Below are 23,539 nucleotides of genomic sequence, written 5' to 3'. Positions count from 1 at the left end.
CCACGTAAAATCTCTGGATGCTTTCCGTCAAACAGGATTTGCTCGCGGCCCTGGCCGGCGAGCTCGAAACACTCTCGCCCGGCGCAGGCGCCCGCGCTGCATTTGAAAACCCCAAGGTGGCAGCCCATGGCGACTTCGCTTGCACGGCCGCCATGCAACTGGCCAAGCCCCTCAAGGCCAATCCGCGTGCCCTGGGTGAGCAGCTCAAGGCCGCGCTGGAAGCCACACCGGCTTTCCAGCAATGGGTGGACGCCATCGAGATCGCCGGCCCCGGCTTTTTGAACATTCGCCTCAAGCCCGCAGCCAAGCAGGAAGTGGTGCGCGAGGTGCTGGCGCAGGGCACCCAGTTCGGCCAGCAGGCGGCGCGCGGTGAGAACATCCTGGTCGAATTCGTTTCCGCCAACCCCACCGGCCCGCTGCACGTGGGCCATGGTCGCCAGGCTGCGATTGGTGATGCCATCAGCAACCTCTACGCCAGCCAGGGCTGGAAGGTGCACCGCGAGTTCTATTACAACGACGCGGGTGTGCAGATCGACACCCTGACCAAGAGCACCCAGCTGCGTGCCAAGGGCTTCAAGCCCGGTGACGACTGCTGGCCCACGGACAGCGACAACCCGCTGGCCAAGAATTTCTACAACGGCGACTACATCGCCGACATCGCCCAGGCCTTTTTGGCCAAGGAAACCGTCAGCGCCGATGACCGTGAATTCACCGCCAATGGCGATGTGGATGACTACGACAACATCCGCAACTTTGCCGTGGCCTATCTGCGCAACGAGCAGGACAAGGACTTGCTGGCCTTCAATCTGAAGTTCGACGCGTACTACCTGGAGTCCAGCCTCTACCAGAACGGCCATGTGGAAGAGACCGTAAAGCGCTTGATCGCCAGCGGCTACACCTACGAGCAAGATGGCGCGCTGTGGCTCAAGTCCACCGAGTTCGGTGACGACAAGGACCGCGTGATGCGCAAGTCCGATGGCACCTACACCTACTTTCTGCCCGATGTGGCCTACCACATCCAGAAGTTCCAGCGTGGCTACGGCAAGGTGGTGAACATCCAGGGCACGGACCACCACGGCACCATCGCCCGCGTGCGCGCCGGCCTGCAGGCGGCCAATGTGGGCATTCCCCAGGGCTACCCGGACTATGTGCTGCACACCATGGTGCGCGTGGTGCGCAATGGCGAAGAGGTGAAGATCAGCAAGCGCGCCGGCAGCTATGTGACGCTGCGCGACCTGATCGAGTGGACCAGCAAGGATGCGGTGCGCTTCTTCCTGCTGTCACGCAAGCCCGACACCGAATACACCTTTGACGTGGATCTGGCCGTGGCCCAGAACAACGACAACCCGGTGTACTACGTGCAATACGCCCATGCGCGCATCCAGTCGGTGCTGCGGGCTTGGCAGGAGCAAGGCGGCAAGCAGGAGCTGCTGCAAAGCGTGGACCTGTCCGCGCTGCAAGGCCCGCAGGCCCAGGCGTTGATGCTGCTGCTGGCCAAGTACCCGGAAATGCTGACGGCCGCCGCCGCCGGCAATGCCCCGCACGACGTGACCTTCTACCTGCGCGACCTGGCCTCCAGCTACCACAGCTACTATGACGCCGAGCGCATCCTGGTGGACGATGAAGCGGTCAAGCTGGCGCGCTTGGCCCTGGTCGCCGCCACGGCCCAGGTGCTGCACAATGGCCTGGCCGTACTGGGTGTGTCCGCGCCTGAACGCATGTAAGCATTGACTCTTGAAATTATGAAGACCAAGCAACGTGGTGGAACGCTGATCGGCCTGATCCTGGGCATCATCATCGGCCTGGGTGCCGCTCTGGCGGTGGCGGTGTATGTGACCAAGGTGCCTGTGCCCTTTCTCACCAAGACCCCCAAGGACACCGATGCCAAGGAAGCCGAGCGCAACAAGAACTGGGACCCCAACTCGCCGCTGTATGGCAAGAACCCGGCCACGGCGCCGACCCAGCCCGTGACGCAGCCTGCCACGCCAGCGCCGACCGCGCCGGTCGAGGGTACACCTACGGCACCGGCCACTTCCGGTCCGGCCACAGGGGTGACTCCGCCGCCGACCACGGCGCCCGAGGTCAAAAAGCCCGAAGGCAAGACGACTTCTTCCGACCCGCTGGGTGATCTGGCCAACCAGAAGCTCAAGCAGTCCGAGGCCAAGTCCGCTGCGGCAGCCGATGGCTTTGACTACTTTGTGCAGGCCGGAGCCTTCCGCACCCAGGCCGATGCCGACGCCCAGCGCGCCAAGCTGGCCATGCTGGGCTGGGAGTCCCGCGTGAGCGAGCGCGAGCAAAACGGCCGCACCGTGTTCCGTGTGCGCGTGGGCCCGTTTGGCAAGCGTGATGACGCTGAGCAGCTCAAGGGCAAGCTCGATGGGGCCGGAGTGGATTCGGCTTTGGTGAGGGTGGCGAAGTAAGGAGCACCCCCCTGAGGCGCTGCGCGCCTTCCCCCCGCTCTCGCTTCGCTGCGCTTGCGGGCAGGGGGACGCTGCCGGTGCTGCGGGGCGGCCCTTGCACGGCAGCCCTGACATGGGCCAGGGGCGCCCCAGGGCTTTTGCATCACACCGAACTTTTTGCCTCGCCAGGGCTCTGATGTGGCACTACGCAAACAATCAACAGGAGTAGCTTTGATGAAACGCCGTGAGTTTTCCCTGGCCGTCACTTCGGTCGCATCCACACTGGCGCTGGGCGCCGCATCCAGCGTCCACGCCCAGGCGGCTGCGCCCAAGGAAGGCAAGGACTATGTGAAGCTGTCCAAGCCCGCCACCACGGAAGCGCCTGCTGGCAAGGTGGAGGTGGTCGAGTTCTTCTGGTACAGCTGCCCGCATTGCAAGGACTTCGAGCCCTTGTTCGCCGCGTGGAAGCAAAAAGCACCTGCCAATGTGAGCGTGCGCCGCGTGCCCGTGGCCTTCAACGCCAGCTTCGTGCCCCAGCAAAAGCTTTTCTTTGCGCTGCAGGCCATGCCCAATTTTGATGCCCTGCATATCAAGGTGTTCCACGCCATCCATGCGGAGCGCAACAGGCTGGCCAAGGACGAGGACATCTTTGCCTGGGTGGGCAAGCAGGGTGTGGACGTGGCCAAGTTCAAGGAGGTCTACAACTCCTTCTCGGTCTCCAACCAGATCCGCAAGGCCACGCAGCTGCAGCAGGAGTACGACGTGGAGGGCGTGCCTTCCATGGGCGTGGCCGGCAAGTACTACACCGATGGCCCCCGTGCCGGCAGCATGCAGAACGTGCTGGCTGTGGTGGAGTATCTGGCGGGCAGAAGTAAGGACACCCCCTGAGGCGCTGTGCGCCTTCCCCCTCTCTGGCTTCGCCGGAGGGGGACGGCACCGGCGCTGCGGGGCGGCCCTTGCGCGGTGCCCTGGTATGGGCCGTGCCAGTCTCAACGCTGCGAGTGAGTGCAGTGTTTGTTGTGCGGTGATCTGCCGCAGTGGAAGCCCGCCGTTGTGCGGGCTTTTTGTTGTCTGCAATGTGCTGGAGCAGACCGTAACATCATCGCTGGCCCAGCACACGCTGGGCTGATGTCCGTACCCCCTACAATGGCAGCAAGATTCATGCCTTCTATGACACGCAAACTCCTCCCGCTGCTTCTGCTGGCAGCCCTGGCTGGTGCCATGGGTCCGGCCCAGGCCGAAAAGGCCGATCGCAACAAACCCATGAACATTGAGGCTGACGCGCTGCACCACGACGAGTTGCAGCAGGTCAGCACCTTCACCGGCAACGTGGTGCTCACCAAGGGCACCATCTTGCTGCGCGGAGCCAGGCTCGAAGTGCGCCAGGATGCCGAGGGCTACCAGTTCGGCAAGGTCTGGGCCGAGAAGGGCAAGCGCGCCTTCTTCCGCCAAAAGCGCGACACCCTGGCGGGCGCGCCCGAGGAATATGTGGAAGGCGAAGGCGAGATCATCGAGTACGACGGCAAAAAAGATGATGTGCGCCTGATCCAGCGCGGTCAGCTGCGCCGCTACACCGGTGCCACGTTGAGTGACGACATCACCGGCACCATCATCACCTACAACAACCTGACCGACGTGTTCACCGTGGACGGCAGCCGCCGACCCACGCCGGGCAGCGCGGAAGCGGCCAACAGCTCCGGCAGCCGGGTGCGTGCCGTACTGGTGCCCAAGACCCCACCGGCCGCAGCGCCTGCGGCACCGGCGAACACCGTGTCGCCACTGCAGCCGTCCAACAACCTGAACCCGCGCAAACCGTGACCACTGCCGCCGAGACCCCGTCCCCCGCTGCCAGCAGCCTGGAAGTACGCCATCTGGCCAAATCCTATGGCAGCCGCAAGGTGGTCAAGGATGTGTCGCTCACCGTGCAAAAGGGCGAGGTGGTGGGCTTGCTCGGCCCCAATGGAGCGGGCAAGACCACCTCGTTTTACATGATCGTGGGCCTGGTGCGCAGCGATGCCGGTGACATCCACATCGATGGCCACTCGGTGGCGAACATGCCCATCCACCAGCGCTCGCGTCTGGGGCTGTCCTATCTGCCGCAGGAGGCCTCCATCTTCCGCAAGCTCAGCGTGGAAGAGAATGTGCGCGCCGTGCTGGAGCTGCAGCGCGACGCCCAGGACAAGCCCCTGTCCAAGGCCGAGGTGGAGCAGCGCCTGACAGATCTGCTCAAGGAGCTGCGGGTGGACCATCTGCGTTCCTCGCCCGCGATCGCCCTGTCCGGTGGCGAGCGCCGCCGTGTGGAAATCGCCCGGGCGCTGGCCACGCAGCCGCGCTTCATCCTGCTGGACGAGCCCTTTGCCGGTATCGACCCCATCGCGGTGATCGAGATCCAGCGCATCATCGGCTTCCTCAAGGAACGCGGTATCGGCGTGCTCATCACCGACCACAACGTGCGCGAGACGCTGGGCATCTGCGACCACGCCTTCATCATCAGCGACGGCCATGTGCTGGCGCAGGGTACGCCGGAAGAGATCGTGGAGAACGCCGAAGTCCGGAGGGTCTACCTGGGCGAACATTTCCGCATGTAAGCCCGGCTTCCACCACCAGCCTCCACCATCACCACGCCGAAGACACCGAGCACCAAGGGAGCGCCACGTTGAAGCCAGGTTTGTCCTTGCGAGTCTCGCAACATTTGGCTTTGACGCCGCAATTGCAGCAGTCGATCCGGCTGCTGCAGCTGTCCACCCTGGAGCTGGCCCAGGAAGTCGAGCAGATGCTCGACGACAACCCTTTTCTGGAGCTTTCCCCCGAAGAAGCCCCGCGCGAAGACTTCGGGCTGTCCCAATCCGATGCCCCGGCCCAGGCCGATGACTACGGGGCCGAACAAGCTGCACTTTCAGGAGCTTCAGACGCTGGTGCAGAAAGCGCTGAAGGCCCAAACAATGCAGAAAGTGCCGCCGATTTCGATGCCCCCGACTGGGACGGCGACGGCGGCCACGACCTGCAGCCCGATGACAGCGAATGGGGCGGGGACGCCCCGGCGCGCGGCGCGCTCAAGGACGGGGAGGAGGGCATCAGCGCACTGGATCTGGCGCGTGCCCATGAATCGCTGACCGACCACCTGCTGCGCCAGGCGCTGTCGCTGCACCTGTCCGAGCTGGACGGCCATGTGCTGCGCTATCTGATTGAAAACCTGAACGACGACGGCTATCTGGAAGACACGCTGCAGTCCCTGGCCGAAGGCTTGGCGGGCTGCGAAGACCCGGAGCGCCTGGAAGAGCTGGTGCACCGCTTCACCGTGGCGCTGCGTTTGCTGCACAGCCTGGAACCCGTGGGCGTGGGGGCGCGTGATCTGGGCGAATGCCTGCAACTGCAGCTGCAGCATTTGCAGCAGCGCCGCGAAGCCGATCCCGCCGTACTGGAAACGGCGCTGGCCATTTGCGCACAGCCGCTGGACCTGCTGGCGCGGCGCGATGTGCGCCGTCTGCTGCAGCTCACCGGCCACCATGAGGAGCGCGTTCGCGCCGCCATGGCGCTGATTGCCCGGCTCGAGCCCCGGCCCGGCCGGCGCTTTGCCGATGTGGAGCGCCACATCGTTGTGCCGGATGTGATCGTCACCCGCTCCAGTCGCCGTGCCAGCGAAGGCACACCCCAGTTCAATGTGCAGCTCAATGCCGATGTGATGCCGCGGCTGCGCGTGCACGACATCTATGCCGGTGCGTTGCGCGGCCACAAGGGCAGCGAAGGCCATGCCGGCCTGCAGCAGCGCCTGCAGGAGGCGCGCTGGTTCATCAAGAACGTGCAGCAGCGCTTTGACACCATCTTGCGTGTCTCGCGCGCCATCGTGGAGCGGCAGAAGAATTTCTTTGTGCATGGCGACCTGGCCATGCGCCCGCTGGTGTTGCGCGATATTGCCGATGAGCTGGGCCTGCATGAGTCCACCATCAGCCGCGTGACCACGGCCAAGTACATGGCCACGCCCCATGGCACTTATGAGCTGAAGTACTTTTTCGGCTCCGGCCTGGGCACGGAAACCGGCGGCAATGCCTCGAGCACGGCAGTGCGGGCGCTGATCAAGCAATTCGTCTCGGCAGAGAGCGTGAAAAAGCCGCTGTCGGACAGCCAGATCGCCGACATGCTCAAGGAACAGGGCATTGATTGCGCCCGCCGCACCGTGGCCAAATACCGCGATGCGCTGAAGATTGCACCAGCCAATCTGCGCAAAAAGCTGTAAATATCAGCGTGGATAGCTACCAAAGCAGTAGCGAAAGCCGGGCTGCGGTACCCACCGCACTGCGCAGCATGCCGGCTGGGTAGACAGGGTGGACATACCCCTGCGGGTCAGTAGCTACCGCCATGGCGCGGGCCGGTGGAAACAGGCACATTGGGAGCCACGCGCTGGCGGCTTGCGTGGCAAGCAGGCCTTGGCTTGGCAACCCCCTACAGGCAGGAGACAGACCATGGTTGCACCGCTTTCTTCCGGGGCCTTGCCCCGCACCACCTCGGCGGCCGAAAGGGCCGCAGCAGGCCTGCCGCACCGCGTGGCACACATGGCCGTGGTGGGCAGTCTGAACATGGACCTGGTGCTGACCCTGGAGCGCATGCCCCAGGCGGGCGAGACGGTGTTGGCCCAGACCCTGCAGTCCACCCCGGGTGGCAAAGGCGGCAACCAGGCCCTGGCCTGTGCGCGCCAGGGGGCTGAAGTCACGCTGTTTGCCAGCGTGGGGCGCGACCAGCCCGGCAACCAGCTGCGGCTGGCGCTGCACGCGGCCGGTATCAACGTGGAGCATGTGGCGGTGCAGGAAAGCGTGCCCACGGGCACGGCCGTGGTCATGGTCGAGCCAGGGGGCGAAAACCGCATCTGCGTGGTGGCCGGTGCCAATGCCGAGCTGGTGCTGCCCGAGGAGGCTTTGCTCTATGCGTTGGCCCAGGCAGATTTTCTGCTGCTGCAGCTGGAAGTGCCCGATGCCGTGGTCCTGCAGGCCCTGCAGGCGGCCCACAGCGCGGGCTGCCGCGTGGTGCTCAACCCATCACCCGTGCGCATGCTGCCTGCGGCTTGGTGGCCCCTGGTGCACACCCTGGTGGTGAATGCGCAGGAGGCCGCGGCACTGACCGGTCTGGAGGTCGACGGCCCGGCTGCGGCGCAGCAGACCTGCCAGGCCTTGCTCGCGCGTGGGGTGCAGCAGGTGGTGCTCACCCTGGGGGCACAAGGCGCGGTGGCCGGGGTGGCCCGGGGCTCGCCGCGTCACCATGCCGCCCTGGACTTGCCCGTGGTGGACACCACGGGCGCGGGCGACAGCTTTCTAGGGGCCATGGTCACCCGCTTGGCCGAAGGCGACAGCCTGGCCGATGCCGTGGACTGGGGCATTCGTGCGGCCAGCCTGTGCATGGGCAAAGCCGGTGCACAGCCCTCTATTCCCACCCGGGCGCAGGTGGAAGCGCTGGCGCTGGTGCGCGAGCTGGAGTGAGACATTCTGCTGATGACGCTTGCATAAGCCGCTCCTGAACAAGGAGTGATGCAGCGACGCCACCAGGCTGCGCTTCAGCGCGTGCTGCCGTCGCAGTAGGCGTGCCAGCCTGCCGGCGTGTTCTCAAAGCCGCGCTGCAGGGCCAGCTCCCAGGGGCGCTCGCAGCGCTGGGTACGTTGGCACCAGGAATTCCCGGTGGATGGCTTGCAGCCATGGGCATCGGTGTGGCCACCCAGAATGAGGGCCTCTGGCGCGGCTTCGCTGGAAGTCTGGGGTGCACTGACTGCCGCTGCAGCGGGCTGCGCGGCGGATGGCACAGCGGGTGCTGCAGTGGGCGCGGACTGGCAGGCACCGAGCAAGGTCAGCGCCAGAGCGCCCAGCAGGGCGCGGGGCTGGGCCGCGATGGAAAGCAAAGAGGGCAATGGCATACGCCTATCTTATGCGGCGTCTCATGGTTCTTAGCCCCGTAGCAGTGCCGGGTGTGAGGACGCGGTGCCGTGGTGGCCTTCCAGCCTGAAGCCCGCCACCGCATCGGCCAGCTGGTGGGCCTGCTGCTGCAGGGCCTGTGCGGCGGCCGTGGCCTCTTCCACCAGGGCGGCGTTTTGCTGCGTGCCCTGGTCCATCTGGCTGACAGCGCCGCCGATTTCGGCAATGCCCCGGCTTTGTTCCTGGCTGGCATTGCTGATCTCGGAGACGATGGCGGTGACGCGGCGCACGCTGTCCACCACGTCCTGCATGGTGGTGCCGGCATCCTGCACCAACAGGCTGCCGGTACTCACCTGGCTGACGGAGTCGTCGATCAGCTGCTTGATTTCCTTGGCGGCTTCGGCGCTGCGCTGGGCCAGGGTGCGCACCTCGCCGGCCACCACGGCAAAACCGCGGCCTTGCTCGCCGGCGCGGGCCGCTTCCACGGCGGCATTCAGCGCCAGGATATTGGTCTGGAAAGCGATGCCGTCAATGACGGCAATGATGTCCACGATCTTGCGTGACGCCGCATCGATACCCCCCATGGTTTGCACCACCTGGTTCACCACGGTGCCGCCGTGGGAGGCAATGTCGGAGGCATTGGCGGCCAGCTGGTTGGCCTGCTGGGCATTGGCCGCGTTTTGCTGCACGGTGGCGGTGAGCTGTTCCATGGCCGCGGCGGTTTGTTCCAGCGCGCTGGCCTGCTGCTCGGTGCGCGAAGACAGGTCCTGGTTGCCGCTGGCGATTTCGCTTGTGGCCAGGCGCACCGATTCCGAGGAATCGCGTATGCGCACCAGCACCGAAGCGATCTTGTCCACAAATTGGTTGAAGGCGCGGGCAATCTGGGTGAGCTCGTCATTGCCCTCGGTGCCCAGGCGGCGGGTGAGGTCGCCGTCGCCGGAGGCGATGTCGTTGAGCGCATCGCGCACCACGGCCAGGCGGCGCAGCTGGTGGCTGACGGCTGCTGCCACCAGGACCACGGCGGCCAGCACGCACAGCACGGTGATCAGCACGGACACCTGCAGCAGGCGGCGCAGCGGCAGGGTGGCTTCGTCACGGTCCACGGCCACGGCCAGCACCCAGGGCGTGCCTTCCACACGGGCGGCATACAGCATCTGGGTGGCGCCGCCAATCTGGGCCTGGGCATGGCCTCCCTCGCTGGCCAGCTTGCTCAGCAGCGCGGGCGTCAGCTCGGGTGCCAGGGCGGTGGAGGGCTTGAGGATCAGCTCCTGCTGGGTGTGGACCAAGATATTCGATTGGCCATCCAGCAAAAAGGCAAAGCTCTTGGCCATGGGGTGGATGGCCGCCACCTGCTGGACCACGCTGTCCATGTACATATCGGCGGCCACCACGGTATTGGGCTTGCCTTTGGGGCCGGCTGGCTCGGCAAAGCTGAGGGTCAGCTTGCCATTGGTGGCGTCGACATAGGGCGGCGTCAAAATGGGTTTTCCGGCCTGCATGGCCAGCTGGTACCAGGGGCGCTGTGTGGGGTCGTAGCCCGCATCCACCGGGTCGAGAAACACATGGCGCTTGTCGGCAAAGCCTATGTATGCGTCGTCAAAGCCACCGGCCTGTTTGGCTGCACGCAAAAAGGGCAGAGGATCGGCCTGGCCCAGCGCATATTGGATGGCGCCGGTGATGCGCTGCTTTTCCTGTACCCATTCCGTCAGCACATGGGCGTGGACATGCGTGAGCTGGCCTATGCGTTCGTCCAGACCCGACAGCGTGTTGCCACGGACGATGAAGAAGCTCACCAGGGCCAGGACCACCAGTGACAGCGTGGTGATGGCCACGCAAATACCGATCAGGCGGGCGCGCAGACTTTGGAACATGGCTGTGATTCCGAGAGGGAAAGGGTGAGCCAAATGTAACCAAAGCCTACCAAGGCGGCGGCCCCGTTTGGGAGGATAGGCCTCTCGGGATTTAGGGTGCAGCACTGCCCCACGCACCCAGGATGCATGGGGCGTGGGCAGGCTGCTCAGCGCTGCAGCAGTGCCGGGTGCGAGGACGCGGTGCCGTGGTTGGCATCCAGTCGGAAGCCCGCCACCGCGTCGGCCAGTTGGTGGGCCTGTTGCTGCAGGGCCTGTGCGGCGGCCGTGGCCTCTTCCACCAAGGCGGCGTTTTGCTGCGTGCCTTGGTCCATCTGGCTGACGGCGCCGCCGATTTCGGCAATGCCCCGGCTTTGCTCCTGGCTGGCGTTGCTGATCTCGGAGACGATGGCGGTGACGCGGCGCACGCTGTCCACCACGTCCTGCATGGTGGTGCCGGCGTCTTGCACCAGGCGGCTGCCGGTGCTGACCTGGCTGACGGAGTCGTCGATCAGCTGCTTGATTTCCTTGGCGGCTTCGGCGCTGCGCTGGGCCAGGGTGCGCACCTCGCCGGCCACCACGGCAAAACCGCGGCCTTGCTCGCCGGCGCGGGCCGCTTCCACGGCAGCGTTCAGCGCCAGGATATTGGTCTGGAAAGCGATGCCGTCAATGACGGCAATGATGTCCACGATCTTGCGCGATGCCGTGTCGATGCCACCCATGGTCTGCACCACCTGGTTCACCACGGTGCCGCCGTGGGAGGCGATGTCAGATGCATTGGTGGCCAGCTGGTTGGCCTGCTGGGCATTGGCCGCGTTTTGCTGCACGGTGGCGGTGAGCTGCTCCATGGCCGCGGCGGTCTGCTCCAGCGCGCTGGCCTGCTGCTCGGTGCGCGAAGACAGGTCCTGGTTGCCGCTGGCGATTTCGCTTGTGGCCAGGCGCACCGACTCCGAGGAATCGCGTATGCGCACCAGTACCGAGGCGATCTTGTCCACAAACTGGTTGAAGGCCCGGGCAATCTGGGTGAGCTCGTCATTGCCCTCGGTGCCCAGGCGGCGGGTCAGGTCGCCGTCGCCGGAGGCGATATCGTTGAGCGCATCGCGCACCACGGCCAGGCGGCGCAGCTGGTGGCTGACGGCCGCAGCCACCAGGACCACGGCGGCCAGCACGCACAGCACGGTGATCAGGGCGGACACCTGCAGCAGCTCGCGCACGGGCAGGGTGGCTGCATCGCGGTCCACGGCCATGGCCAGCACCCAGGGCGTGCCTTCCACGCGGGCGGCATACAGCATCTGGGTGGCGCCACCTATCTGCACCTGGGTGTGGCCGCCAGCATCGGCCAGGCCATTGAGCAATGCGGGTGTCAGCTCGGGTGCCAGAGCGGTGGAGGGTTTGAGGATCAGGTCCGCCTGGGCATGGGCCAGAATGTTCGATTGCCCATCCAGCAAAAAGGCAAAGCTCTTGGCCATGGGGTGGATGGTGGCCACTTTCTGCACCACGCTGTCCAGAAACAGGTCGGCGCCCATGACGCCGACCACGGCCTGGCCGGGTTGGCTCAAGGGTGCGGCCAGGGTGACGGTCAGCTTGCCCGAGGTCGCGTCCACATAGGCCTGGGTGACGATGGGCTTGCCGGCTTGCGCAGCCTGCTGGTACCAGGGGCGGGTGGTGCCGTCGAAACCTTCGGGGGGCGGGGAGGTAGAGACATGGCGCTTGTCGGCATAGGACACAAAAGCGGCGTCAAAGCCGCCTGCTTGCTGCACCGCCAGCATCAAAGGCTGTGGGTCTGCCGCGTCGGAGGCATGGCGCATGGAGCCGACCACGCGCTGCTTTTCCTCCAGCCAGGTCTCGATCTCATGGGCATGCACGCGGGTGAGCTGGCCGATGCGGTCATTCAGAGACGACAGGGTGTTGCTGCGGACACCGAAGAAGGTCACGAGGGCCAAGACCACCAGCGACAGCGTGGTGATGGCCACGCAAATACCAATCAGACGAGCACGCAAACTTTGAAACATGGTGGCGATTCCGAAAGGGTGAATGGGAAGAGAACTCAGCGTGCGTTTGACTGTATCAAAAGGTAGACAAGCGGTATTGACGGAATTTGGCGCATAAAGTGGCTTTGCGCGCGGGCGCTGCCCGTAGGGCCGGGCCACCATAGCGCAGCCATGGCGGGTGGACGGCAAGGATTTGCAACGGCGCAAGCCCACGGCAGCACCGGGGGCTGTGGTGCGAAGAACTCCAGTGCCTGCCGTGGCTGGGGCGTCTCGCGTATCCTTGGCGGCCTGCTATGAACCAACTGCATTTGTTTTTGCCCTGCGCCGCCGGCGTCGAGGGTCTTTTGGCCGACGAGGTCCACGCCATCACCGGTGCCACAGGGCAAGACCTGCTGGTGGGCCGGGGCGGGGTGATGCTGCGCGGCATGTGGCGCGACGCCATGCTGCTGAACCTGCACAGCCGCCTGGCCCAGCGTGTGCTGATCGAGCTCTCGCACAGCATGTACCGCAGCGAGAACGACCTCTACCGCGCGGCCAGCGAAGTGGCCTGGGAAATCTGGTTCTCGCCCAAGGAGACCTTCAAGATTGAAGTCACCTCGCAGCACAGCCCGCTGACCAGCCTGAACTTTGCCGCCTTGCGTGTGAAGGACGCGATTGCCGACCGCTTTCGCGCCAAGCGCAACGGCGTGCGCCCCAGCGTGGAAACCCACCACCCCGATGTGCGCGTGCACCTGCACCTGACCACCGACGGCGCCACCATCTACATCGACACCTCGGGCGAGGCGCTGTTCAAGCGCGGCTGGCGCGAGGACAAGGGCGACGCGCCGCTGAAGGAAACCCTGGCCGCCGCCATGATTGCCGCCTCGGGCTGGGACCCGCATGGCCCCAATCCCCAGCCGCTGTACGACCCCTGCTGCGGCAGCGGCACCGTGCTGATCGAGGCCGCACAGATTGCCCGCAAGATCCCCGCCGGCATCTTGCGCCGCTTTGCCTTCGAGAAGCTGGTGCCCTTCCAGCGCCATGTGTGGGAAGCCATGCTGGACGAGGCCGAAAGCCAGATCCTGGCCAAGTCGCCGGTGGGTATTTATGGCTCGGACATTGCTTTTCGCATGGTGGACTTTTCCCAGCGCAATGCCGAGCGCGCCGGCGTGGCCGACACCATCGAGCTGCGCGGAGGCGATGCGCTGCAACGCATGCCGCCTTGCGAGCAGCCCGGCATGATGCTGCTCAACCCGCCCTATGGTGAACGTATTGCTGCTGCGGGCGCGGCAGGCCGCAATGCGGCCGAGCGCATGGGCCAGGTGGAACGGGCCGGTCGTGAAACCGCGCAGACCGAAGACGGCGGCGAATTCTTTGGCCAGCTGGCCAGCCACTGGAAGAAAAACTACAGCGGCTGGAGCGCCTGGATGCTGACGCCCGACCTCAAGCTGCCCGGCAAGATGCGTCTGAAGGAATCGCGCCGCACACCCATGTGGAACGGCCCCATCGAATGCCGGCTGTTTTGCTTTGACATGGTCAAGGGCTCGACCAAGCCACGCAAGAATGAGAGCGGCAACAGCGCATCGGATGGGCGCGGGGCGGAAGGTCAGGCCGAATGAAAATCGTGTTGAAGTGGCCGTCCTGCAACGACGGCTACGAGGGCCCGCTGCCGCGTCCCGTGGTGCTGGACACCAATGTGGTGCTGGACATGCTGATCTTTGACGACCCGCATATCCCCCCCATCCGTGAGCTGGTGGCCCAAGGTGCCATTCGCTGGATTGCCGACCAGACCCAGCGCATCGAGCTGGAACGCGTGCTGCACTACAGCCAGATCGCACCGCGCGTGTCCTTCTACGGCAAGACGCCGGAGGGCGTGATGGCGGCCTTTGACGCCGCCGTGGAATATGTGGCCGAGGCGCCCAAGATCCGCTTCACCTGCACCGACCCGGACGACCAGCATTTCCTCGACCTGGCCAGCCAACACCAGGCGCTCTTGGTCAGCAAGGACAAGGCCGTGCTCAAACAGCGCAAGCGCGTGGCGACCTACTATGGCGCCACGGTGGGCAATATCCTGCTGATCGCCGATGCAGCGGAGGCTGTAGCGCCTGCGGCCGCAGCAGACGCTGACACTGCGACTGCCTGACCCGGCGTAGAACGGCATGCCCGCACTGGGCGAGCGCGCGGCGCGCCACTGTGGCGCTGCAACCACCCAGACCGTTCTGGGGCATGGGGGCGCGACATGCCGCCAACGCCAGACACCGTTAAGATTCAGTCTCTTTCGGTGTGCAGGGACGGCCTTGCACCACAGCCCGCAAGGGGCTGGCTCCGGCAGCCGGGACGACCTGGCCATCCACATCTTCAGGAGTTGGTTATGGCATGGGTTTATCTGTTGATCGCGGGCGCGCTCGAAGTGGTGTGGGCCTTCACCATGAAGCAGTCGCATGGCTTCACCAATGTCAAATACAGCGCCATCACCATCGTGGCCATGATTGCCAGCTTTGGCTTGCTGTCGATTGCCATGCGCACGCTGCCCCTGGGTACGGCCTACACCATCTGGACCGGCATAGGCGCCGTGGGCGCGTTTGTGGTGGGCATCACCGTGCTGGGCGAGCAGGTGAGCGCCATGCGCGTTGCTGCTGCGGTGTTGATCGTCAGCGGTCTGGTGCTGATGAAGCTGTCCTCGGGCGAGTGAGAGCCGCAGTCGGAGATGGGGCCGGCTGCGAGACGTGGACCGGGCCGTCGCCGACAATAGCGGCATGACTTCCTCCACGACGCCCCTGCCTCCCTCTGCTGCATCGGTCCGCAAGGCCGTGCCCGCCACCCCCAAGCTGAGCACCTTGGACAAGACCCGTATCGACGACACACGCATCAAGATCGTGCGTCCGCTGCTCACGCCGGCGCTGCTGGAAGAGTGGCTGCCGATTCCGGACGAGGCCTATCACCTGGTGGAGTCCAGCCGCGCCGCCATCTCGCGCGTGCTGCATGGGCAGGACGACCGCTTGATCGTGGTGGTGGGGCCCTGCTCCATCCACGACCATGACCAGGCCATGGACTATGCCCGCCAGCTGAAGGTGCAGGCCGATGCGCTCAAGGACGATTTGCTGATCGTGATGCGCGTGTACTTTGAAAAGCCGCGTACCACCGTGGGCTGGAAGGGCTATATCAACGACCCCTACCGTGATGGCAGCTTTGCCGTCAACGAAGGCCTGGAGCTGGCGCGCCGCCTGCTGCTGGATGTGCTGGAGCTGGGCCTGCCGGCGGGCACGGAGTTTCTGGATCTGCTGTCGCCGCAGTTCATCAGCGACCTGGTCAGCTGGGGCGCCATTGGTGCCCGCACCACCGAAAGCCAGAGCCACCGCCAGCTGGCCAGCGGCCTGAGCTGCCCCGTGGGCTTCAAGAACGGCACCGATGGTGGCGTCAAAGTGGCCAGCGACGCCATGCTGGCAGCCGCGTCCTCCCATGCCTTCATGGGCATGACCAAGATGGGTCAGAGCGCCATCTTCGAGACGCGTGGCAACCAGGACTGCCACATCATCTTGCGCGGCGGCAAGGCGCCCAATTACGACGCCGCCCATGTGCAGGCCGCCTGCGAGATGCTGGAAAAATCCGGCCTGCGCCCGCAGGTGATGGTGGACCTGTCGCATGCCAACAGCAGCAAGCAGCACCGCCGCCAGATCGATGTGGCCGCCGATGTGGCTCAGCAAATTGCGGGCGGCGATGCCCGCATCACCGGCGTGATGATTGAAAGCCATCTCCACGAAGGCCGCCAGGACATCGTGGACGGTGCCGAGCTGCAGTATGGCGTGTCGCTGACGGACGCCTGCATCAGCATGGAACAGACCGTGCCCGTGCTGCAGCAGCTGGCCGAAGCCGTGCGCACGCGCCGCGCAGACCGCAGCGGCTCTTGAAACGATAGCGGCCTGCGCAGTCAGGCCGCCAGCTCCAGACTCTAGAACAGCTGAAACGCTGGAAATTCAAGCGGCGCTTGCTTTGCATAAGTGAGCGCCGTTTTCGTTGCTGCCCGGCCATCGCATCCCAAATCCAGGGCCACAAAGCCCTCCTCCTCTCGGGGACGAGTGGGCGCTTGCGACCCCACCGGCTCCAACAGCCGTGATGTCTCGGACATGCTGCGGCCCCTTCACCTCCCACCCGGCACTCCCGCATTCCCTTCTTTTGCCTCCCTGCGCCATCTGCTGCGCCGGTGGGCCTGCTGTTGCCTGGCGGTGCTTCTGTGGGTGCCTGCCCCGCCGTGGTGCACAAAATAGGATTGTGGTTTATACTTAGCGCCTAGGGGTTAACACTTATAGAGTTAACCCTGGGTTGGTTGATTGAGATGCAGCCATCCCCCACCCGCAGTGGAAGTGCATCTCTCTCCGTAGTCTTACGAAAAGGTCTGTTATGCGCCAAGCTCTGAACTCCCTGATCCACTTCATCCAAGAAGCCCGCGAAGCCCACCTGGAAGTGGCCAGCCAGTAAGACTGGGTTTGCCTGCCGCGTGGAGCTGCGCGGCCCGAAATAATGCCCTCCAGCGCTGGCTGCAGGGCATTTTTTTATGGCGGTTCCAAAAAAACAGGAGCTGCTTGTGCAGATGAGTACTTGTTTTCAATGCTGTATGGCATTGAAGCAAATTGCCCATCAGCATGAAGCGCTATCAAAAAATATATAGCGCAGCAGGCCTCAGGCCGATGCCATGGCGGCAGAGCCCCTGGCCGCGCTGGGCGGGTGGCCGATGATGCGTTTGAAGGCGCGGCTGAACGAGGCCTCGGAGTCATAGCCCAGCCGGTCGGCCACGGTGGCAATGCGCAACTGGTCCTGGGCAATCCAGCGCCGCGCCTCGAACATGCGCACCTTGGCCACGTATTTGGCCGGGCTTTCGCCCATGGTGCGGGTAAAGGATTCGGCAAAGCTGGAGCGTGAGACATTGATCAGCTCGGCCAGCATGGGCACGGTCCAGCTGCGCTCGGGCTCGGCGTGGATGGCGGCGATCACCTTGCCGATCTTGGGGCAGCGCACGGCGGTGATCCAGCCGCTTCCGGCGCAGTTGTCGCTGCTGCGCGACTCCAGCCAGCCGCGGATGACGGTGGCGGCCAGCACATCGGCCAGCCGCGCCAGGATGCCGCAGGCACCTATGCGGTCAAAGGCCACTTCGCGTTCCATGGCGTCGAGCAGGGCCGGTACGGCCGGGTCGCGCGCGGCCAGATCGCTGGCCTGCATCACCTCGGGCATCATGGCCAGCAGCGGGTGCAGAGGGTCGAGGTTGAAACGCAGCGCCCCGGAAAACACCACGGTGGGCGCCAGGCCCGCCGCAGCGCTGGCGGCTGCGTGGTCATGTCCATGCCCGGCATGGTGCAGATGCCGGCCGCGCACGGCGCCGCAGGGGCCTACCAGGTGGATGTTGTCGGTGATCGTGGTGCGGGCCAGCGAATCGATGTCCACCGCCGGCACCTCGGGCGCGCTGGCCAGTATGTGCAAGCTGCCGCGCGGCAGCAGCACCGCATCGCCCTGGCGCAGCTGCAGCCAGTCCGAACCCGCCGTGCGCAGCCAGCAGCTGCCGCTGCCCACAAAGTGAAACCGCGCCCAGCTCTGCGCGGGATGGGCCACGGCCCAGGGGCCACGCAGCTCGCAGCGGTTGTATTCCACGCCATCCAGGCGCAGACCCACCAGGATTTGCGACAGCAGATCGTTGGCGTTGTCGGCGGGCAGGGCGTTGTTCTTCGCCTCGCACCGCACTTCGGAGGAATTGCCAAGCATTCAGGGCTTTCTGTCATGGAAGCTCTGAAATCTTAGCCCTAAGCTCACAGCCTTCTGTTTTGCAAGTGATTACTCCCATGTCCTCCTCCTCATGCACAGCCTCTCTGGAGGCCGGCGCAGCGGCAGCGCCTTCGCCCGCATCCTGCGCCGCAGTGGCCGCCACCGATACGCCCGCTCTCAGGGCGGCCAATTGGCCTGCTGTGGCTGCCATGGCCCTGGGTGTGTTCGGCCTGGTCACGGCCGAGTTTTTGCCCGCCAGCTTGCTCACCGGCATTGCCGCCAGCCTGGAAGTCAGCAACGGCGCCGCCGGCCAGGCCGTGACCGCCACCGCCGTGGTCGGGGCCATTGCTGCGCCCAGCATTCCGCTGCTCACCCGCCGCCTGGACCGGCGCATGGTGATGATTGCCCTCACCGTGCTGCTGCTGGCCTCGAATGTGCTGTCGGTGCTGGCCACCAGCCTGCCCGCACTGCTGGTGGCCCGGGTGTTGCTGGGCGTGGCGCTGGGGGGCTTTTGGTCCATGTCGGCGGCGCTGGCCATGCGGATGGTGCCCGCATCGCTGTTTGCCCGGGCCATGTCCATCATTCTGGCCGGGGTGTCGATTGCCACCGTCTGCGCGGCGCCCGTGGGCGCCTGGATGGGCGAGGTCTGGGGCTGGCGCAGCGCCTTTGTGGCTGCAGGCGTGGTCAGCGTGGTCACGCTGCTGGCGCAGATCTTCACGCTGCCGGCCCTGCCCCCGCGCGACAACCCCAACCTGCGCTCCCTGGGGCAGCTGTTGCTGCGTCGCAAGGTGCAGGTGGCACTGCTGGCGGTGCTGCTGATCATCTCGGGGCACTTTGCCGGCTTTACCTATATCCGCCCGTTGATGGAGCAGGTCACGCACCTGTCTGCGGGCACCATCTCGGCCGTGCTGCTGGGCTATGGCATAGGCGGTTTTCTGGGCAATTTCGTCGGCGGCTGGCTGGCGGGGCGCAGCGAGCGGTTGGCCATCGTCTGCGGCAGCGGTCTGGTGGCGGTGCTGGCGGCGGCCTTGCTGCTGGGGGCCAGCTCGGTGGTGGTGACGGCCGTGGCCATCGCGCTGTGGGGCTTTGCCTTTGGCGCCTTTCCCGTGGGCTTTCAGACCTGGATTGTGCGGGCCGCGCCAGACCAGGCCGAGGGCGCTGGCGGTCTGATGGTGGCCGGCTTCCAAGTGGCCATTGCCGCCGGCGCCGTGGGCGGCGGGCTGATGGTGGACCAGCTGGGCGCATTGGGTGCGCCGGCGTTCTCGCTGGTGGCCATGACGCTGGGCACGCTGCTGGTGCTGCGCTACGGCCCAGCTGCGGCCAAGGACTGAGGGCGGCGGGTCGGGTCTGGTGGCGATTTTCTGATCCAGGCCTGTTCCGGGATGGCAAGGCCATGGCAGACTGCCACCATGCTCCCCCCCACGCTTTTGGTCGCTGACGACCACCCCCTGTTTCGCGCAGCGGTGATTCACATGCTGCGCGAACATCTGCCGCAGCATGCCATTGTCGAAGCGGCCAGCGCCGCCACCCTGGGCCAGGCCCTGCAGGCCCATCCCGAGGTGGAGCTGGTGCTGCTGGACCTGGCCATGCCCGGCGCGCGCGGCTTTTCCGCGCTGCTGCATGTGCGGGGCGAGTATCCGGAGATTCCGGTGGTCATCATCTCGTCCAATGACCACCCCCGCGTCATCCGCCGCGCCCAGCAGTTTGGCGCGGCCGGCTTCATTCCCAAGTCTGCCCCGGCCGACACCATGGCCGCCGCATTGGACGCGGTGCTGGCCGGTGACAGCTGGTTTCCGCCCATGGAGGCCGAGCGCTCCGAGGCCGATGCCGCCCTGGCCGCCCGCCTGGCCCAGCTCACCCCCCAGCAGTTCCGTGTTCTGCTGTGCCTGGCCGATGGCCTGCTCAACAAGCAAATTGCCCATGAGCTGGGCCTGGCCGAGAACACCGTCAAAGTGCATGTGACGGCGATTTTGAAAAAGCTGGAGTGCTACTCACGCACCCAGGCGGCGGTGCTGGTCAAGAGCCTGGAGAACGACCAGGAGTTGTAGGCGCCGCAGCTGTGGTTTGTGGCCTTGCTTTTGGCATTGCGGATGCGTTGATGCAAGCCGCTTTCTGGCATCAACGCTTGCCGATGTCTGCAGCGCGCCAGTGCCGGAAGAGGCCTTCGATGTCACCCGAGCAGAGCAGGGGCATGGCGGCCTTGATCGCATCCAGTGGCCAGTCCCACCACTGCATTTCCAGCAGCATGGCGATGTGTTCCTCAGCGAATCGCTTGCGGATTTCCTTGGCGGGATTGCCGCCCACGATGGCATAGGGCGCCACGTCTTTGGTGACCAGGGCCCGGCTGCCAATCACCGCGCCATGGCCGATGGTGACGCTGGCCGAAATCATGGCTTCGGAGCCTATCCATACGTCATGGCCCACCACGGTGTTGCCCGCAGGCTGGTAGGCGTTGACGGCATTGGCAAAGGCCGGCTCCTCCTGCATGTAGAAGAAGGGGAACGATGACACCCAGTCGTGCCTGTGCCCCTGGTTGCCCGCCATGATGAAAGAGGCGCCGCTGCCAATCGAGCAAAAGCTGCCGATGATGAGCTGGTCCACATCGCTGCGATCCGGCATCAGATAGCGCGCGCAGTCGTCAAAGCTGTGGCCGTGGTAGTAGCCCGAGTAGTAGCTGTATCGGCCGACACGGATATTGGGGTTGGTGACTTGCTCGCTCAGCAGCTCGCCTTTGAAGGGACTCTCAAAATAGTTGTGCATGGTCTGCATTGTGCATAAGCGGCACCGACGGTTTTTGCACCGGATTTGATAGCTGGCTTTGCGCCACCAGGCTGCGTGAGAGGCCTAAAACACTGCAATGCCGTCCCCCCCAAAAAGCGGGGCGGAAGCAAGGCGGCTCACGCTCCGTCCGCTCCGCTTGCTCCATCTCTGACCCGCACCAAGGTCTGGCTCATCAAGGCCCGCAGCGCTGGCGGCCGCACCGGCTTGGCCAGAAAGCCCCAGCCGCGTTCGGCGGCCTGGCGGCGCAAGGTGGCGTCGCGTTCGGCGGTGAGCAAAATCACCGGGGGGCTGCTGCCCCAGCGTTCGCACAGCAGGGTGTAGACGTCCGGGCCGTAGTGCGCGCCCAGGTGCACGTCCAGCAGCACCAGTTGGGGGGCATTGCCGGGGGCGGCCTGGGCCAGGGCCTGGGCCGCGTCGCCAGCAAAAGGCAGCTGGCAGCCCCAGCGCTGCAGCAGGGCGCAGGTGGCATCGCGGGTGGCGGGGTCGTCTTCCACATACCAGGCACTGGCGCCTTGCAGTGGGCCAGTGTCGACCACGGCATCGTTGGGTGAGGGGGGCGCGGGCAGGGCGGCAATATTGCCCTGGGGCACGCGCACCCAGAACACGCTGCCCTTGCCCAGCTGGGAGCGCAGGCCCACCTCATGGCCCAGCAGCCTGCCCAGGCGCTCGACGATGGCCAGGCCCAGGCCGGTGCCGCGGTCGTCGGCATGGCCTTCATCCAGGCGGCGGAATTCTTCGAATACCTCTTGCTGCAGGCTTTCGGGAATGCCGGGGCCCTGGTCGTGCACCTCGATGCGCACATATTCGCCATCGCGGCGGCAACCCACCACGATGCGGCCACGGCGTGTGTAGCGGATGGCGTTGGAGACAAAGTTCTGCAGGATGCGGCGCAGCAGCGCCTCGTCGCTGCGCACCACGGCCCGCGTGGGCAGGCAGCGCAGCTGCAGGCCCTCGCTTTCGGCCTGCATGCCGAAATTGTTCTGCACCACTTCCAGCAGGGCGCCCAGGGCGAAGTCGCGCACATGCACTTGCAGCTGGCCGGATTCCATGCGGGCAATGTCCAGCAAGCTGGTGAGGATGGCGTCCTGCGAGGCCAGGGCCTGGTCGATGCTGTGGGCCACCTGGCGGCCACGGCTGTCGTGCAAATGGGCGGGCAGCAGGCTGGTGTACATGCGTGCGGCATTCAGCGGCTGCAGCAGGTCGTGCACGGCGGCGTTCACAAAGCGGGTTTTGTAGCGGTTGGCACGCTCGGCCTCTTCGCGGGCGGCGTCCAGGTCGCGGGTGCGCTCGGCGATGCGTTGCTCCAGTGCGTCGGCCAGGGAACGCAGCTCGCGCGCGGCATTTTTGTAGCTGGTGATGTCGGCATAGCTGGTGACAAAGCCGCCGCCGGGCAAGGGGTTGCCGCGGATCTCCAGCACCGAGCCATCGCCCTTGGCGCTTTCGTGCAAATGGGGTTTGCCGCTGCGCAAATGTTCCAGGCGGCGCTGTATGGCCTCTTCCAGATCGCCGCTGCCCAGCAGGCCCCGGCGGGCGTTGTAGCGCAGCAGGATTTCGATGGGCTGGCCCACGCGCATCAGCGCCGGTGGGTAGCGGAACAGCTCCACATAGCGGGAGTTCCAGGCCACCAGCAGCAAATGGGCATCAACGATGACCACGCCCTGAGGCAGATGCTCCAGGCTGGGCGACAGGCCGGTGTCCGTGGTGCGCGCGGCCTGTTGCGCGGCCTGCACGATGCCGTCCTGGGCGGTGCGCAGTTCCTGGGCATGCTGGTGCAGCACGGTTTCCAGCTCCTGGCGGCTGCGCTGGCGCAAGCGGGCCAGGCGATTGCGCTGGCGCACAAACAGCCACAGCAGGCACAGGGCCAGCCAGCTGCCGCCGGCGGCAGCGGCAGCCCAGCGGCTGGTGGCGGTGCTGGCATCGGTGTGGTGCAGCAAGTGCAGTTGCCAGGGGCTGCCGTGCAGGGGCTGGGTTTGCCACAGCGTGCGGCCGGGCAGCTGCGGGTCGTCCAGGCGGGCCAGCATGCCGCCGTCCTCCAGGGGTTCGTCCAGCCGGTAGCGCAGCGGGTGCAGCGGCTGGTCGGCGTACTGGCGGGTGGCGTTCATCTCGGCCTCGTCGCTTTTCGACAGCGGACGCAACAGGCGGTAGCGCCAGGCATCGGCACTGGCCAGAAAGACCACGCCGTGGGCGTCGGATACCAGTACGGTGTCGTCAATCTGTCGCCACTCGCGCTCCAGCTCGTGCAGCAGGATCTTGATGGCCACCAGGCCGGTGACGCGGCCCTGGTCGTCCTCGATGGCGCGCGACAGAAAATAGCCCGCCAGCCCCGTGGTCATGCCGATGCCGTAAAAGCGCCCGCTGCCCTGGTTCAAGGCCTGCTGCACATAGGGGCGGTAGCTGTAGTCTTCGCCCACATTGCTGTTCACATCGCGCCAGTTGCTGGCGGCCAGGGCGCGGCCGCTGCGGTCGATCAGTGTCAGGGTGGAGGCCTGGCTGGCGCCGTTGGCCTGCTCCAGCTTGCGGTTGAGGTATTCCACCTGGGTGGCGGAGAGCGGCATGGTCAGGGCCTGGCTGAGTGCGCCGCGCAGCTCGGGGTCCAGCGACAGCACCTCGGGCAGGGTGCGGTAGCGGTCAATGCGCTGCAGCAGCGCCTGGGCATAGAGGTCCAGCTGGCGCTGCACATTGGCGCTCTCGGCGTGCAGGGCATGGCGCCAGGCCAGCTGGCTGGCCAGTGCCATGCACAGGGCCATGCCACCCAGCAGGATCAGCAAGGTCCAGAAGGGGTGGCGGCGGGGAGAGAACAGGTCGGAAGCCATGGCGTGGGCGCTGCAGTGCGGTGACGCAGGGGTGCGTGAGTTAGGTGTTTACCCTTGGGTGGCGGTATTTTGCCTAGGGAGGCG

19 protein-coding genes are annotated in these 23,539 nt (G+C 65.6%); 13 read left to right on the top strand and 6 right to left on the bottom strand.

What is annotated here, in order from left to right:
- The first annotated feature begins 17 nt into the window (after positions 1-17).
- From argS to ACA027_RS21730, 7 genes are all read left to right on the top strand, one after another.
- Complete coding sequence (argS, locus tag ACA027_RS21760; RefSeq protein WP_370680268.1) at positions 18-1,724, top strand: arginine--tRNA ligase; 1,707 nt, start codon at positions 18-20, stop codon at positions 1,722-1,724.
- Positions 1,725-1,742: 18 nt separating this feature from the next.
- Positions 1,743-2,420: an SPOR domain-containing protein gene (locus tag ACA027_RS21755; protein WP_370680267.1), complete on the top strand. Its 678-nt coding sequence runs from the start codon at positions 1,743-1,745 to the stop codon at positions 2,418-2,420.
- Positions 2,421-2,633: 213 nt separating this feature from the next.
- Entirely contained in the window at positions 2,634-3,287 is a 654-nt protein-coding gene (locus ACA027_RS21750) for a thiol:disulfide interchange protein DsbA/DsbL (RefSeq protein WP_370680266.1), read from the top strand.
- 282 nt (positions 3,288-3,569) lie between these two features.
- Entirely contained in the window at positions 3,570-4,217 is a 648-nt protein-coding gene (gene lptA, locus ACA027_RS21745) for a lipopolysaccharide transport periplasmic protein LptA (RefSeq protein ID WP_370680265.1), read from the top strand.
- The gene (lptB, locus tag ACA027_RS21740) at positions 4,214-4,987 is read left to right on the top strand and encodes an LPS export ABC transporter ATP-binding protein (RefSeq protein ID WP_370680264.1); all 774 of its coding nucleotides are present in this window, start codon (positions 4,214-4,216) and stop codon (positions 4,985-4,987) included. The genes lptA and lptB overlap by 4 nt, the downstream gene beginning before the upstream one ends.
- Positions 4,988-5,055: 68 nt before the next feature.
- Complete coding sequence (locus ACA027_RS21735) at positions 5,056-6,633, top strand: RNA polymerase factor sigma-54 (protein WP_370680263.1); 1,578 nt, start codon at positions 5,056-5,058, stop codon at positions 6,631-6,633.
- Positions 6,634-6,859: 226 nt separating this feature from the next.
- Positions 6,860-7,867 carry a ribokinase gene (locus ACA027_RS21730; RefSeq protein WP_370680262.1) on the top strand — a complete coding sequence of 336 codons (1,008 nt, stop codon included), beginning with the start codon at positions 6,860-6,862 and terminating at the stop codon, positions 7,865-7,867.
- A gap of 74 nt (positions 7,868-7,941) precedes the next feature.
- Here the strand turns inward: ACA027_RS21730 and ACA027_RS21725 are convergent, their stop codons facing one another.
- From ACA027_RS21725 to ACA027_RS21715, 3 genes are all read right to left on the bottom strand, one after another.
- Positions 7,942-8,295, bottom strand: coding sequence for a hypothetical protein (locus tag ACA027_RS21725; protein ID WP_370680261.1), 354 nt, complete (start codon positions 8,293-8,295; stop codon positions 7,942-7,944).
- Between the two features lie 30 nt (positions 8,296-8,325).
- Entirely contained in the window at positions 8,326-10,164 is a 1,839-nt protein-coding gene (locus ACA027_RS21720) for a methyl-accepting chemotaxis protein (protein ID WP_370680260.1), read from the bottom strand.
- Between the two features lie 146 nt (positions 10,165-10,310).
- Positions 10,311-12,152 carry a methyl-accepting chemotaxis protein gene (locus ACA027_RS21715; RefSeq protein WP_370680259.1) on the bottom strand — a complete coding sequence of 614 codons (1,842 nt, stop codon included), beginning with the start codon at positions 12,150-12,152 and terminating at the stop codon, positions 10,311-10,313.
- Positions 12,153-12,424: 272 nt separating this feature from the next.
- Between ACA027_RS21715 and ACA027_RS21710 the strand changes: the two genes are divergently transcribed.
- The 4 genes from ACA027_RS21710 (at position 12,425) to ACA027_RS21695 (ending at position 16,018) form a co-directional block, all read left to right on the top strand.
- Positions 12,425-13,729 carry a class I SAM-dependent RNA methyltransferase gene (locus ACA027_RS21710; RefSeq protein WP_370680258.1) on the top strand — a complete coding sequence of 435 codons (1,305 nt, stop codon included), beginning with the start codon at positions 12,425-12,427 and terminating at the stop codon, positions 13,727-13,729.
- Positions 13,726-14,253, top strand: a complete 528-nt coding sequence (locus tag ACA027_RS21705) for a putative toxin-antitoxin system toxin component, PIN family (protein ID WP_370680257.1) — start codon at positions 13,726-13,728, stop codon at positions 14,251-14,253. The genes ACA027_RS21710 and ACA027_RS21705 overlap by 4 nt, the downstream gene beginning before the upstream one ends.
- A 228-nt stretch (positions 14,254-14,481) precedes the next feature.
- The gene (locus ACA027_RS21700) at positions 14,482-14,802 is read left to right on the top strand and encodes a multidrug efflux SMR transporter (protein ID WP_370680256.1); all 321 of its coding nucleotides are present in this window, start codon (positions 14,482-14,484) and stop codon (positions 14,800-14,802) included.
- A gap of 64 nt (positions 14,803-14,866) precedes the next feature.
- On the top strand, positions 14,867-16,018 hold the full coding sequence (locus ACA027_RS21695) for a 3-deoxy-7-phosphoheptulonate synthase (RefSeq protein WP_370680255.1): 1,152 nt from the start codon (positions 14,867-14,869) through the stop codon (positions 16,016-16,018).
- A 769-nt stretch (positions 16,019-16,787) separates the two neighbouring features.
- Here ACA027_RS21695 and ACA027_RS21690 read toward each other — a convergent pair.
- Positions 16,788-17,861, bottom strand: a complete 1,074-nt coding sequence (locus tag ACA027_RS21690; protein WP_370680254.1) for an AraC family transcriptional regulator — start codon at positions 17,859-17,861, stop codon at positions 16,788-16,790.
- A gap of 77 nt (positions 17,862-17,938) precedes the next feature.
- On the opposite strand from ACA027_RS21690, the gene ACA027_RS21685 reads away from it, so the two are divergent.
- Together ACA027_RS21685 and ACA027_RS21680 are read left to right on the top strand one after the other, a co-directional pair.
- Positions 17,939-19,192 carry an MFS transporter gene (locus ACA027_RS21685; protein ID WP_370680253.1) on the top strand — a complete coding sequence of 418 codons (1,254 nt, stop codon included), beginning with the start codon at positions 17,939-17,941 and terminating at the stop codon, positions 19,190-19,192.
- 78 nt (positions 19,193-19,270) lie between these two features.
- Positions 19,271-19,909, top strand: a complete 639-nt coding sequence (locus tag ACA027_RS21680; protein ID WP_370680252.1) for a LuxR C-terminal-related transcriptional regulator — start codon at positions 19,271-19,273, stop codon at positions 19,907-19,909.
- A gap of 70 nt (positions 19,910-19,979) precedes the next feature.
- Here the strand turns inward: ACA027_RS21680 and catB are convergent, their stop codons facing one another.
- Both catB and ACA027_RS21670 read right to left on the bottom strand, forming a co-directional pair.
- Positions 19,980-20,621, bottom strand: a complete 642-nt coding sequence (gene catB / locus ACA027_RS21675; protein WP_370680251.1) for a type B chloramphenicol O-acetyltransferase — start codon at positions 20,619-20,621, stop codon at positions 19,980-19,982.
- 137 nt (positions 20,622-20,758) lie between these two features.
- A complete protein-coding gene (locus ACA027_RS21670; RefSeq protein WP_370680250.1) occupies positions 20,759-23,455 on the bottom strand; it encodes a PAS-domain containing protein in 2,697 nt (898 codons plus the stop codon).
- Positions 23,456-23,539: the final 84 nt, after the last annotated feature.

Origin of the sequence: Comamonas sp. GB3 AK4-5, from assembly GCF_041320665.1 — a bacterium.
Taxonomy (GTDB): domain Bacteria; phylum Pseudomonadota; class Gammaproteobacteria; order Burkholderiales; family Burkholderiaceae_C; genus Comamonas.
Note: the sequence above shows the minus strand (reverse complement) of the source record. Positions and strands in the feature narration are given on the sequence as shown.

Bases quoted from the DNA above. Each gene is read 5' to 3' on its own strand.
- argS (WP_370680268.1), top strand. From the start codon at position 18: ATGCTTTCCGTCAAACAGGATTTGCTCGCGGCCCTGGCCGGCGAGCTC.
- ACA027_RS21755 (WP_370680267.1), top strand. From the start codon at position 1,743: ATGAAGACCAAGCAACGTGGTGGAACGCTGATCGGCCTGATCCTGGGC.
- ACA027_RS21750 (WP_370680266.1), top strand. From the start codon at position 2,634: ATGAAACGCCGTGAGTTTTCCCTGGCCGTCACTTCGGTCGCATCCACA.
- lptA (WP_370680265.1), top strand. From the start codon at position 3,570: ATGACACGCAAACTCCTCCCGCTGCTTCTGCTGGCAGCCCTGGCTGGT.
- ACA027_RS21730 (WP_370680262.1), top strand. From the start codon at position 6,860: ATGGTTGCACCGCTTTCTTCCGGGGCCTTGCCCCGCACCACCTCGGCG.
- ACA027_RS21725 (WP_370680261.1), bottom strand. From the start codon at position 8,295: ATGCCATTGCCCTCTTTGCTTTCCATCGCGGCCCAGCCCCGCGCCCTG.
- ACA027_RS21720 (WP_370680260.1), bottom strand. From the start codon at position 10,164: ATGTTCCAAAGTCTGCGCGCCCGCCTGATCGGTATTTGCGTGGCCATC.
- ACA027_RS21715 (WP_370680259.1), bottom strand. From the start codon at position 12,152: ATGTTTCAAAGTTTGCGTGCTCGTCTGATTGGTATTTGCGTGGCCATC.
- ACA027_RS21710 (WP_370680258.1), top strand. From the start codon at position 12,425: ATGAACCAACTGCATTTGTTTTTGCCCTGCGCCGCCGGCGTCGAGGGT.
- ACA027_RS21705 (WP_370680257.1), top strand. From the start codon at position 13,726: ATGAAAATCGTGTTGAAGTGGCCGTCCTGCAACGACGGCTACGAGGGC.
- ACA027_RS21700 (WP_370680256.1), top strand. From the start codon at position 14,482: ATGGCATGGGTTTATCTGTTGATCGCGGGCGCGCTCGAAGTGGTGTGG.
- ACA027_RS21695 (WP_370680255.1), top strand. From the start codon at position 14,867: ATGACTTCCTCCACGACGCCCCTGCCTCCCTCTGCTGCATCGGTCCGC.
- ACA027_RS21690 (WP_370680254.1), bottom strand. From the start codon at position 17,861: ATGCTTGGCAATTCCTCCGAAGTGCGGTGCGAGGCGAAGAACAACGCC.
- ACA027_RS21685 (WP_370680253.1), top strand. From the start codon at position 17,939: ATGTCCTCCTCCTCATGCACAGCCTCTCTGGAGGCCGGCGCAGCGGCA.
- ACA027_RS21680 (WP_370680252.1), top strand. From the start codon at position 19,271: ATGCTCCCCCCCACGCTTTTGGTCGCTGACGACCACCCCCTGTTTCGC.
- catB (WP_370680251.1), bottom strand. From the start codon at position 20,621: ATGCACAACTATTTTGAGAGTCCCTTCAAAGGCGAGCTGCTGAGCGAG.
- ACA027_RS21670 (WP_370680250.1), bottom strand. From the start codon at position 23,455: ATGGCTTCCGACCTGTTCTCTCCCCGCCGCCACCCCTTCTGGACCTTG.